Annotated in this window: 11 protein-coding genes; 2 read left to right on the forward strand and 9 right to left on the reverse strand. The window is 42.4% G+C overall.

Going from position 1 to position 12,693, the window contains the following annotated elements; genetic code table 11:
• Positions 1 to 14: 14 nt before the first annotated feature.
• The 7 genes from L1611_RS01280 to L1611_RS01310 all read right to left on the reverse strand — a co-directional run bounded on the left by L1611_RS01280 (position 15) and on the right by L1611_RS01310 (position 9,029).
• On the reverse strand, positions 15 to 998 hold the full coding sequence (locus L1611_RS01280) for an alpha-ketoacid dehydrogenase subunit beta (RefSeq protein ID WP_236311232.1): 984 nt from the start codon (positions 996 to 998) through the stop codon (positions 15 to 17).
• Between the two features lie 12 nt (positions 999 to 1,010).
• The gene (locus tag L1611_RS01285; RefSeq protein WP_236311233.1) at positions 1,011 to 2,003 is read right to left on the reverse strand and encodes a thiamine pyrophosphate-dependent dehydrogenase E1 component subunit alpha; all 993 of its coding nucleotides are present in this window, start codon (positions 2,001 to 2,003) and stop codon (positions 1,011 to 1,013) included.
• A gap of 32 nt (positions 2,004 to 2,035) precedes the next feature.
• On the reverse strand, positions 2,036 to 3,457 hold the full coding sequence (gene lpdA, locus L1611_RS01290) for a dihydrolipoyl dehydrogenase (RefSeq protein WP_236311234.1): 1,422 nt from the start codon (positions 3,455 to 3,457) through the stop codon (positions 2,036 to 2,038).
• An 18-nt stretch (positions 3,458 to 3,475) separates the two neighbouring features.
• Positions 3,476 to 4,594 carry a butyrate kinase gene (gene buk / locus L1611_RS01295; RefSeq protein WP_407681685.1) on the reverse strand — a complete coding sequence of 373 codons (1,119 nt, stop codon included), beginning with the start codon at positions 4,592 to 4,594 and terminating at the stop codon, positions 3,476 to 3,478.
• A gap of 167 nt (positions 4,595 to 4,761) precedes the next feature.
• Positions 4,762 to 5,865 (reverse strand): Leu/Phe/Val dehydrogenase, encoded by a 1,104-nt coding sequence (bcd, locus tag L1611_RS01300; RefSeq protein ID WP_236311236.1) that lies wholly within the window; start codon positions 5,863 to 5,865, stop codon positions 4,762 to 4,764.
• 69 nt (positions 5,866 to 5,934) lie between these two features.
• Positions 5,935 to 6,828, reverse strand: coding sequence for a phosphate butyryltransferase (gene yqiS, locus L1611_RS01305; RefSeq protein WP_236311237.1), 894 nt, complete (start codon positions 6,826 to 6,828; stop codon positions 5,935 to 5,937).
• Between the two features lie 152 nt (positions 6,829 to 6,980).
• Positions 6,981 to 9,029: a sigma 54-interacting transcriptional regulator gene (locus L1611_RS01310; protein ID WP_236311238.1), complete on the reverse strand. Its 2,049-nt coding sequence runs from the start codon at positions 9,027 to 9,029 to the stop codon at positions 6,981 to 6,983.
• A gap of 134 nt (positions 9,030 to 9,163) precedes the next feature.
• Between L1611_RS01310 and L1611_RS01315 the strand changes: the two genes are divergently transcribed.
• Positions 9,164 to 9,409: a DUF2627 family protein gene (locus L1611_RS01315; RefSeq protein WP_236311239.1), complete on the forward strand. Its 246-nt coding sequence runs from the start codon at positions 9,164 to 9,166 to the stop codon at positions 9,407 to 9,409.
• Positions 9,410 to 9,411: 2 nt separating this feature from the next.
• Complete coding sequence (yvfG, locus tag L1611_RS01320; RefSeq protein ID WP_236311240.1) at positions 9,412 to 9,618, forward strand: protein YvfG; 207 nt, start codon at positions 9,412 to 9,414, stop codon at positions 9,616 to 9,618.
• A 150-nt stretch (positions 9,619 to 9,768) separates the two neighbouring features.
• On the opposite strand, the gene spo0A is transcribed toward yvfG, so the two are convergent.
• A complete protein-coding gene (spo0A, locus tag L1611_RS01325) occupies positions 9,769 to 10,563 on the reverse strand; it encodes a sporulation transcription factor Spo0A (RefSeq protein ID WP_236311242.1) in 795 nt (264 codons plus the stop codon).
• A gap of 727 nt (positions 10,564 to 11,290) precedes the next feature.
• Positions 11,291 to 12,604, reverse strand: coding sequence for a SpoIVB peptidase (gene spoIVB, locus L1611_RS01330; protein WP_236311243.1), 1,314 nt, complete (start codon positions 12,602 to 12,604; stop codon positions 11,291 to 11,293).
• Between the last annotated feature and the right edge of the window lie 89 nt (positions 12,605 to 12,693).

Below are 12,693 nucleotides of genomic sequence, written 5' to 3' on the forward strand. Positions count from 1 at the left end.
TCCCTCCTTGGAGATTAAAATTCCGCTAAATCACGCATAGCTTTTTCAACTTTATCAGGGTTGATCATGAAGTATTTTTCCATTGTCGGCGCATAAGGCATAGCCGGTACATCAGGTCCAGCCAAGCGTTGGATCGGGGCATCGAGGTCGAATAAGCAATGCTCACCGATGATTGCCGATACTTCACTGATGATGCTTCCTTCTTTATTGTCTTCAGTCACTAACAATACTTTCCCTGTCTTGGATGCTGCTTCTATGATTGCCTCTTTATCAAGTGGATAAACCGTACGCAGGTCAAGAACGTGTGCTGAAATACCGTCTTTATCAAGCTTTTCAGCAGCTTGTAGAGCGAAATGTACAGAAAGACCATACGTAATGACAGTGATATCATCACCTTCACGCTTCACATCAGCCTTACCGATCGGCAGTGTGTAATCATCTTCTGGCACTTCCCCTTTGATCAGGCGATAAGCACGCTTATGTTCAAAGAAAAGCACAGGATCGTCATCACGGATGGCAGCTTTCAACAGACCTTTTACATCATAAGGTGTAGAGGGCATTACAATCTTAAGGCCAGGCACATTTGCAAAAAGGGCTTCTACAGATTGGGAATGATAAAGAGCTCCGTGAACACCTCCACCATAAGGTGCACGGATAGTGATAGGGCAGTCCCAATCATTGTTTGAACGATAACGGATTTTAGCTGCTTCAGAAACAATCTGGTTGACAGCAGGCATAATGAAGTCAGCAAACTGCATTTCAGCAACTGGGCGCATCCCGTACATCGCTGCTCCGATTCCTACACCGGCAATGGCAGATTCGGCCAATGGTGTATCGATTACACGTTCTTCACCGAACTGCTCATAAAGACCTGCGGTTGCGCGGAACACACCTCCACGTACACCGACGTCCTCCCCAAGTACGAATACTTTGTTGTCACGTTCCATTTCTTCACGCAAAGCTTGTGTTACAGCATCAATATATGAAATTATTGGCATTTGTTCGTCCCCCTATTCCGCATACACATATTTGAGCGCACTTTCAGGATCTGCATACGGTGCTTCTTCGGCATAATCCGTCGCTTCATCCACTTCTTTATCAATGCGATCAGAGATCTCTTTGACTTTTTCATCATCAAGGACTCCGACTTCCTCTAAATACTTTTTAAAAGTGATGAGGGAATCCTTTTGTTTTGCTTCTTCTACTTCTTCACGCTCACGATATGCACGGTCATCATCATCACTTGAATGAGGTGTCAAACGGTAAGATACCGCCTCGATCAATGAAGGACCTTCTCCGCGACGTCCACGTTCAACAGCTTCCTTCACAGCTTCATATACCGCCAGCGGATCGTTCCCATCCACCGTTACCCCTGGCATACCATAACCGATTGCACGATCAGATACTTTTTCACAGGAAAGCTGCTTGGAAATAGGTACTGAAATCGCGTATTTATTGTTTTCACACATGAAAATGACAGGAAGCTTATGTACGCCCGCAAAGTTTGCAGACTCATGGAAGTCACCTTGGTTAGATGAACCTTCACCAAAAGTGGTAAATGTCACAAGGTCCTTTCCTTCCATCTTACCTGCAAGCGCAATACCAACAGCATGTCCAACTTGAGTTGTTACTGGTGAAGAACCTGTAACAATATTATTCTTCTTTTGGCCAAAGTGACCTGGCATTTGCCGGCCCCCTGAGTTCGGATCTTCAGCTTTAGCGAAGCCTGAAAGCATCAGGTCACGTGCAGTCATACCGAACCAAAGTACCACACCCATATCTCTGTAGTATGGAAGAGCATAATCTTTTTCTTTATCGAGTGCCATAGCTGCACCTACTTGCGCAGCCTCTTGGCCTTGACAAGAAATGACGAAAGGAATTTTCCCAGCACGGTTCAACAGCCACATTCTTTCGTCGATTTTTCTTGCCATCAACATCGTTTCATACATTTTGATAACTTGTTCATCGGATAAACCTAATTTTTCATGACGATTTGCGGTCATCACATTGCCCTCCTTAAGATACCTTTATCTATTTAGTTATGAATCGCGTTACCATCAACAGCTAATGCAGCTTCGCCGATCACCTCTGATAATGTCGGATGCGGGTGGACTGAATGTGCGATTTCCCAAGGTGTTGCATCTAGAACCTTCGCAAGCCCTGCTTCCGAGATCATATCAGTGACATGAGGTCCTATCATATGGACACCAAGTAAGTCATTTGTTTCTTTATCAGCAATCAGTTTTACAAACCCATCAGATTGACCATAAACGAGCGCTTTACCGATTCCTTTGAATGAAAACTTGCCAATTTTGACGTCGTAGCCTTGTTCTTTCGCTTCGTCCTCTGTCAACCCTACACTTGCCATTTCAGGATTCGAGTAGATACATTTGGGGATCATCGTGTAATCGATCGGTTGAGGGGCTTTATCTGCCATATGCTCGACAGCCACGATCCCTTCATGAGATGCAACATGCGCGAGTTGAAGCCCGCCGATTACATCTCCGATTGCATAGATGTGTGAATCTTTCGTCTGATAGAATTCGTTCGTTTGGATTGCCCCCTTTTCAACTTGGATCTCCGTATTTTGCAGACCGATGTCTTCTACATTCGGCTGGCGTCCGACTGATACCAACAATTTATCTGCAGAGAAGGATTTCTCTTCTCCTTTATATTCCGCTTTGATCGTTACCCCTTCACCTTTTTCAAGAGTTTCTGGCAGTACTTTGGCTCCGGTGACGATTTTTACGCCTTTCTTTTTCAAAATGCGTGTCGCCTCTTTAGAAATTTCCTTATCCTCTGTCGGGACGATACGATCAGCGTACTCTAGAACGGTTACGTCAAGGCCGAAGTCTATAAACATAGAAGCCCATTCGATTCCGATTACACCCCCTCCGACAATGATGATGGAAGATGGAAGCTCTTGAAGTTCCAATGCTTCATCCGAAGTGATGACCAGTTCACCATCGATATCAAGTCCTGGTAATGTTCTTGGACGTGATCCAGTGGAGACGAGGAGGTTTTTAGGGACCAGGATGACATTTTCGTCGCCATTGTTGTACTCGACTGAAACAGCACCAGGCATCGGAGAAAAGATCGAAGGCCCTAAAATGCGTCCGTGTCCCTCATAAACATCAATTTCCCCTTTTTTCATAAGGTGCTGGACACCCTTATGAAGCTGATCCACAATTCCCTGTTTCCTTTGTTGGACACGTTCGAAGTTCAAGCCTACTTCTTTCGCAATCACACCGAACTCTTCACCTTTTTTAGCAGTCGCAAAAACTTCCGCACTTCTTAATAACGCTTTGCTTGGGATGCACCCTTTATGGAGGCATGTCCCACCCAATTTTCCTTTTTCAACGATAGCGACAGATAACCCAAGCTGGGAAGCTCGAATTGCTGCTACATATCCGCCAGTTCCTCCACCGAGGATGACGAGATCATAATTCTCAGCCATGATTCATTCCCCTTTCAGTTAAATACCTTGTTCAATCAGTTGATTCGGATATTCTTTCGCATCTTCCTCGCCACGTAGGACGCGCAAACCACCTTCAGCCAAAGCTTGGAGTTCGTTTTCGCCTGGGTGTACGATCACATCACTGATCCATTCAATCCGTTCCGTAATTTCATTCACAAAATCCTTACCGTATGCGAGACCGCCTGTAAGGACGATTGCATCGACCTTTCCATGCAATACCGCACTCGCTGCACCGATTTCCTTTGCCACTTGATAAGCCATAGCTTTATAGATCAACTTGGCTTTTTCATCGCCAGCTTCAATTCTCTTTTCGACTTCCACAGCATCATTCGTGCCAAGGTAGCCAACAAAGCCTGCGTTTCCTACAAGTTTTTTCATGATTTCTTCAGCATAATATTCTCCTGAAAAGCACATGGATACAAGATCACCAACCGGTACTGTCCCTGCCCGCTCAGGAGAAAATGGTCCTTCACCATGCAAACCATTGTTTACGTCAATGACTCTTCCTTCTTTGTGTACTCCGACCGTAATTCCCCCGCCCATGTGTGTAACGATCAAGCGAAGATTTTCATATGATCGGTCTAACTGTTTCGCTACTCTTCGTGCGACTGCTTTTTGGTTCAGAGCATGGAAAATACTTTTTCTTTGTATTTCAGGAACACCTGAGACTCTAGCAAGCGGTGCCAATTCATCAACCACTACCGGATCGACAATATAAGAGGGAATATTCAACCCACGTGCGATCTCATATGCGATGATGCCACCTAAATTCGAAGCATGTTCTCCTGAATAACCTTTTCGAAGGTCCTCAAGCATCAAGTCATTCACATTATAAGTACCGCCTTCAATCGGACGGAGAAGGCCACCTCGTCCTACGACAGCACTTAACTTCGAGATATTGATACCTTCGTGGTCCAATGTTTCCAGAATGACGTTTTTGCGGAATTCATATTGATCGATGATATGGTCGAATTCATTGATCACTTCGCTATCATGGCGAATGGTCTTTTCGAACACAGAATTTTCATCATCAAATATTCCGATTTTTGTAGATGTTGATCCTGGGTTGATTACAAGTAATCGATATTCTCTTTGTTGCAAAACGGAACCCTCCATTGATGACTCTTAAAAACGATTTTTTATAATTAGGCCTAGTTATTCTTCATTGTTGATTATTATGCGCGAATCTACAAGCATCCTGATTGTGCCACACTATGGGGTCTTGTTTGGTATTTTTCTAGGCAGGAGCTTTAAGAATCAACATTGAATTTAAAAGAGCTAATTCATTGGCCGATGCGTTGGGATAGAATATGTCTGCTGTTTAGTAAGAATTGGCTTCTGGAATTCTTGTTTCGTTCGATACGTTCCTCTGCAAGACGGTCTGCAGCCATATATGTAGGAATGGCATCCCGCTTTGAAATTTCAAACACCCTTGCAATGTTGTCATAGATCGTTTCAACTTTTTTCATCGCCCGATCACGGTTATATCCATATAACTCATCTGCAACGTTGATTACACCGCCAGCATTGATCACGTAGTCCGGAGCATATGCAATACCCATTTCATGAATCGCATCTCCATGTTTCGTATCCTTCAGCTGGTTGTTTGCTGCACCAGCAATGACTTTCGCCTTCAATTGTGGAATTGTTTCATCATTCACAGTCGCTCCAAGTGCACATGGCGCATAGATGTCACATTCAACAGAATAGATGTCGTCTGGATCCACAGCTTTTGCTCCGAAATCATCTACTGCACGCTGTACTGCTTCCTTATGGATATCTGTAACGATCAGTTGTGCACCTTCCTCATGCAGATGCTTACAAAGATTATAAGCCACATTGCCGACACCTTGGACAGCAACTACCTTCCCTTCAAGTGAATCTGTACCGAATGCTTCTTTAGCAGCAGCCTTCATTCCTCTATAAACACCATACGCTGTTACCGGTGACGGATTACCCGAGGAACCGAATGCAGGTGATACTCCAGTTACGAATTCTGTTTCTTGACGGATAAGATCCATGTCTGCAACAGTTGTGCCAACGTCTTCTGCAGTTATGTAACGTCCATTCAAGCCTTGGATATAACGACCGAACGCGCGGAACATTTCTTCATTTTTATCTGTTCGGGGGTCACCGATGATGACTGTCTTTCCACCGCCTAGATTCAATCCAGCTGCCGCATTTTTATACGTCATACCTTTTGCAAGTCGAAGAGCATCTTCAATCGCTGCATCTTCTGTTTCGTATGTCCACATTCTTGTACCACCGAGCGCAGGACCCAGCGTCGTATCATGGATACAGATGATTGCCTTTAAACCGGACTGCTTATCTTGGCAAATCACCAATTGTTCGTAATCATAAGTCTCCATATATTTGAAAATTTCCATGTTCATATTCCTCCCTGAAATCGATCTATTGTTTGACGGACCGTAACCGCCTGTGTAAAAGTAGCAACCCTAAATTGAACGTACTGCCAGCGCAATCGAATACAACTTACTCTCTGAAGTATCAGCCCGGGATGTCAATACAATCGGGGCTTTTGCACCAGCAATGACAGCACCGACTTTAGCGCGGGCAAAATAAATCAATGATTTGTATAGCGTATTTCCAGTCTCGATATTAGGAACTAGAAGGATATCCGCTTGTCCAGCGACTTGTCCTCCTATCCCTTTATGTTCTGCAGCTTCCATAGAAACCGCATTATCGAGGGCAAGTGGACCATCCACAACACAATTCTTAATTTGCCCCCTAATATTCATTTGGGTAAGAGCTGCTGCATCAAGTGTTGCTTCCATCGATGGATTGACGACTTCTATTGCAGTAATCGGGGCAACCTTTGGATTTTCCACGCCTATTCTGACCGCTACACCTACTGCATTCTGGACGATTTCTGCTTTTTGCTGTAAATCTGGCGCAATATTCATAGCAGCATCCGTAACGAATACCAAACGGTCGTACCCTGTCACTTCGAAGGCTGCAACATGTGAAAGTACTTTCCCGGTCCTTAGCCCATACTCTTTATTCAGAACCGCCTTAAGGATACGAGCTGTCGAAACCATCCCCTTCATCAACACATCCGCTTCACCATCGCTGACAGCTTGGACTGCTTTTGCGGCTGCTTCATCTGGATCACCACAAGGAATCACCTTCAGACGCTCCGATACATCTAATCCTAAGGTTTGAAGGAGAGACATCATCTTATCTTCATCACCGAATAATCGAAAAGAAGCAATTTGTTTATCTAACGCCATTTTGACTGCCTCGATAACCTCGTGATCCTCTGCAGCGGCTACCGCAACGATTTTATTTGGCAATTGGGTTGCTTCTTCGATGAGTTTTTCTAAATACATGACCTGAGTTCAACCCTTTCTAAAACATAATCTTTTTCCACCGTATAGGTATTGCAAGATTCATGCCAACTTTTCATCCCTTGGTATGATAGCGTTATCAGAAATTGACCTATGCAAGTTTTTTCGTAGTATGAAATATTTTGCGTGCCGTTTTATTCAATGTTGTACTTATCGATTTTATAATAGAGATTTCGCAATGACACATCGAGCCTTTTTGCAGTCTTCGTCTTATTCCCGTTACATTCTTTAAGCGTTTTCTGAATCAACCCTTTTTCAAATTGATTTACTTGCTCTTGTAACGGTTGGTCATCGTGATGTGAAGCTTGTGGATCTGAACTACGTTGTACTCCAGTATCCAATGAAGGTATCGATGTGACATCAATCCATGATTCATGGAAGGAAAGATGAATGATCGCTCTCCCTAAAATATTTTCTAGTTCACGGACGTTTCCAGGCCAATGGTATTTACAAAGATACTCGATTCCCTTCTCTGTAATCCCCTCAATGTTCCTTCCATAATCTTGATTCAATTTCCTTATCAAGTGATCACATAGTTTACCGATATCCTCTTTACGTTCTCTTAAAGGAGGTATGAAGATTGGAAGCCGATTGATCCGATAATATAAATCTTCCCGAAAAGAGCCTTCGATTATTCTTTTTTCCAGATTTACATTTGTTGCAGCGATCACACGCACTTTTATCGGGATAGGTTTGGTACCACCCACGCGGATGATTTCATTTTCCTGGAGTACCCGTAAAAGCTTTGCCTGAGTATCACTTGATAACTCTCCGATTTCATCCAGAAATATACTTCCGCCGTTAGCTTCTTCAAAAAGCCCTCTTTTACCGCCTTTTTTCGCTCCCGAAAATGCACCCTCCTCATAGCCGAACAGTTCACTTTCAAGCAGCGATTCAGAAATAGCCGCACAATTTACACGAACGAACTTGTTGTATTTCAAGCTGCTCCCATTATGGATAGCATGTGCAAATAATTCTTTGCCGGTTCCTGACTCTCCTCGCAATAGCACAGTTGCTGGTGTGGAAGCACCTAATTTTGCCTGATCGATCGCAAAATTCATTTCTCTAGAATCACCGATGATATCCGAAAAGGTATATTTCGCTTCAAGGGTACGGATGATTTGTCTGGCTCTTTGCAACTCTGCTGTTAATGACTGGATTTCAGAAATGTCATGAATGACACCGACACTCCCTTTCAATTTGCCATCAACTATGACAGGTGCAACGTTCACCACAACATCCCTTCGATTTGGACCAACCTTAAGACGCACACCTCGGACTGGTTTGCGGGTCCTCAAGACTTTCATATGCATACTTTCTCCCTCGGAAATATCAGTAGTCGCCGGTTTTCCGTAGATATCATCGGATTTCAGTCCGGTCAATCTCGTATATGCTGGATTGACCATAAGACCTTTTCCTTCTTCATCAACAACGGTTATCGCTTCTTGGGAGGAATGTATGATTGCTTCAAGCATTGTCTGCACACTCTTCAAGCTTGTGACTTCTTCTGCCATTTCGACAACTTCGGTAATATCTTTGAAAACAGCAAAAGCTCCAATGATATTTCCACCGTCGTCTATCATCGGGGTACGAGTCGTGATGATTTTTCTCCCATTGCTTAGTACTTGCTCTTTATTTACTTCGGTTTTACCGTTGTCGAGGATCCGAGGCAATTCACTGGAAGGAATGATTTCTGCAATTTCTTTCCCTAGTACTTCTTCACCTGTGAGACCTGTCATGATCTCGGCACTTTTATTTAAGATGATGATCCTTCGGCTATTGTCTATGGCGATGACACCATCATGCGATGAACTTAATACAAGATCCTGTTGTCTCGATTGCCTTGATATTTGATTGATCAGATTTTCCTGTTCCTCAATCAAATTAGAGACCAGGATCGCAACTGAGGGAGGGATGATCACCCATTGGCGATCTTTCACTTCCCTTAAAGAAGTGAAGGTTTCTTCATCCCCAGTCGTTTCGATGACTACATCTACCGGTTGGTCCAAGTATTCTTTCCAATTCGTCCCGGTCGCAATATTCTTTTCCTGAGCTAAGCGGATTCCGGGAGCATCTTCATTTTGATCAATGACAGCCATCAAGTTCAGCGCTTGGGACTTTTCGATGATCTTGACGAGTGCAGTTCCTACTTTATAAGCACCAATGATAATTACATTTTTCATTATCTACACCTATTTTTACCATGCAATTTTTTTCACACCCTCATTTTACCCTTTGTTTTACACATTCGCAAACACATATAGACAGGTAGCGATAAAATCGGTACAATGAGTAGCGACAGAAAAGGATGATTGACATGATAAGAATGATCGCACTCTTGATATTAGTGATACCTGGGATTGCCGGTGTAGTCGGAATAAAATTGATACGTGATTCTTTGTTCGGTGTCGTGCATCCGATTTTCCCTAACTTCATCATTGAATTGGTGGCTGGTATCCTTATGTTCTTGGTCGGCTTTGGATTTGTAGGGGGATTTATTTTTTATAGAGACAGGAAACGAAACAAAGTCCAACAAAGGTTCCGGAACAGAGGGAGGAATTGAACATGGAACAATTCAGTGTCGCTTTTTTCGAAGAGAATTTCAAAACCTTTGTAGAGCAGAATGAAGATGTATTTTCCAAACAACAAGCAATGAATAGTTATTACGTATCGATGGTGTCGACTATTATCAACGATAACATCAACAAGAATTCAGAGCTTGTAAAACGTATTCGAAATTTGAATACCGCCTATCAAAATTATCGCTCATAATGGTTTCCAAAAACACAATGAAAAGACACCACTTATCGAAAATCAATATGATGGTGTCTTTCGTTTATTATTCGTGCATTTTTCTATTATCTATGCTTTTGCAACGACATAACAATATCAGTTTTTGGCAGAGCCAAATCCCTTACCCTTTCAACCAGCCTTGTGTTCAATACGTAATTTGTCAGCCACCATTGCTATAAATTCGCTGTTTGTCGGTTTTGCTTTCGACATACTCACTGTGTACCCGAAGAGATTGGAAATCGAATCAATGTTCCCTCTGCTCCAAGCAACCTCAATAGCATGGCGGATTGCACGTTCAACACGCGAAGCAGTAGTATTGAATTTCTTTGCGATATCAGGATAAAGGACTTTCGTAATAGAGCCAAGCAGTTCAATGTCGTTATAAACCATAGTGATTGCTTCACGGAGGTACATATATCTTTTGATATGCGCAGGAACCCCGATTTCATGGATAATGCTCGTTATGCTCGCATCAAGATTTTTCGGCTTATACTCTTTTGAAAATGAACGGGAGGTTGTAGTGGAAGAATTTTTGATAAAGGACTTTTTCGATCCGCTGATTTGACGGATCTGGTTCGTCAAGTTTTCCATATCAAATGGCTTCAAAATAAAATAGGAAGCTCCAAGTTCAACAGCTTTTGTCGTTACATCTTCTTGTCCAAAGGCAGTCAACATGATGACGTTCGGTTTTGTGCTCAAATTCAAGTCATGCATATTTTCAAGAACGGCCAGTCCATCTAAATGAGGCATAATGATATCAAGAACCAATACATCAGGCGTTTCTTCTTCCAGTAACTCAAGACATTCTTTTCCATTGTAAGCAACACCAACCACTTCCATGTCTTCCTGTGCAGAAATATATTCATCAAGAAGACCAACAAGTTCCCTGTTATCATCCGCTAAACAAACTTTAATTTTTTGCAACGCTGTTCCTCCTCATAACTAAATCATTTTTCATGATTCTCTCTTTCAACTTCTTATGTATGATTTCCACATAAAAATCACATTTCCTTTAATAATTTTAAATTATTATCGAAAAATATTCTATACTTATTCATACTTTATTTTTCTTTGATTTTCGACCTTATTTGGCATTTGACACCTCATATTTAAGTGTTCCTTGTCGAATTTTCTTTATTTCATTATATCAAATGCCGTTATTTATTCCGAGAAAAAGTTAAAACATCTAGGATTACTCACTTTTTTCTCTCTTAATATCCATCAGTTAAAAATGTTATTTCACATGCAAATTGTAGCGGTTTCTAATTTATCCAATCAAATTTTACTCTAATTTGTCGTAACTTCCTTCAACAAGAAAAGCGCAAACGCCCTGATCAGCCACGAAGGTCACTGGAAGTCCGACGAGGAGGCTGTCGCCGCCACAGAAGGACTGAAGTGATCCAAGTGGTTGGGCGTTGGAGCTAGACATCAAGAAAAGCGCAAACGCCCTGATCAGCCACGAAGGTCACTGGAAGTCCGACGAGGAGGCTCGAACCAAACCAAGTTCGGTTCTGCGTGGGTAACACTTCAGCCTAAATCAATGTGTCGACCGCCACAGGAGGACTGAAGTGATCCAAGTGGTTGGGCGTTGGAGCTAGACATCACTTCATCAAATTTATAACTTCCTTATCTTTTAAAAAAAGGCGAGCATTCAACTCGCCACTTTATCGCCATTTCTTTTTTCTTCATAAATATTGATCCCTGCTTCTTGCAGCATCCATTCGATATGAACACCATATCCTGAAGTCGGATCATTAACAAATACATGCGTTACTGCTCCGATTATTTTTCCATCCTGGATAATTGGACTTCCACTCATCCCCTGTACAATTCCACCAGTTGCATCCAATAATTCCGGATCTGTGATTTTGACCACCATACCTTTTGTAGCCGGAAATTTTTGAGGAACTGAGCTTACGATTTCCACGTCGTATTTTTTTACTTCCTCACCTTTGACCACCGTCAAGATTTGAGCATGGCCTTCTTTTACTTCATGTGATAATTTAATCGGCATTGCTTTATCCATAATGCCATTCCGAATCGGATCCTTCAGTTTGCCGAATATACCGTATTGTGTGTTTTTGTAGATTGAACCAAGAATCTTTTCATCGTTGTTAAAGCGGGCAAGTTTCTCCCCAGGTCTCCCGTGAGTTCCTTTCTCAATCGAAGTAACCGTTGATTCAATGATTTGTCCATCATTTACGACGATCGGTTTTTTCGTATCCATATCTGAAATGACATGTCCTAAAGCACCATATTTACCGCTTTCTGGGTGATAAAACGTCATTGTACCTACACCCGCGGCTGAATCACGGATATATAGACCGATTCGATATGTTTCATCAGAGCCGTCTTTTACGGGTGTCAATTTTTTGTGAATTGTTTGTTTATCTCTCTTGATGGTCATATCAAGTGACTGACCAGTTTCGCCACTTCTCTTTACGAAAGGGCCAACATCACTTAATTTTTGTATGGTTTTCCCATTGATTGCTGTAATCATATCTCCAACCTGGATTCCAGCTTTTTCACCAGGTGAAACATCTCCATTTGAGGTGCCGACTAAATGATGTCCTACCACTAAAACACCTGCCGTATTCAACCGGACACCGATATTTTGACCACCAGGAATGATTTTGAATTCAGGAAGCACCTTTACATTCACTTTCTTGACAGGTATATTTGATACCTCCATCGTGACTTCAGTGTCTCCATCCTGGTTTGCCTCTATAGAAAAGGAGTGAGGGTTGTTTTCAACACTTCCAAGCGACAAAATCGTTTCATCCTGATCGGACGAATGAACCGTAGCATTTGAATGTTTCTGATCTATCGTTAATCTCTCTCCCTGGAATACGGTTAAATCAGTTGGGATACTGAGATAGTCCTGAATGGGTTTTATGAAACCCAAGCTTATGAGGAATCCAAGGAGAAGAATGCCGACTATTTGTCTGATTTTGATTCTTTTCATCCAGTCACTCTCCTCATTCCTTACCCTACAACTTTTTGGGTTGCATTTATAATTTGACCTTTAGAGAGTGTTTCTATAACTATAAGTTA

The sequence above is a fragment of the Pseudalkalibacillus salsuginis genome (assembly GCF_021646685.1).
Lineage (GTDB): Bacteria > Bacillota > Bacilli > Bacillales > Fictibacillaceae > Pseudalkalibacillus > Pseudalkalibacillus salsuginis.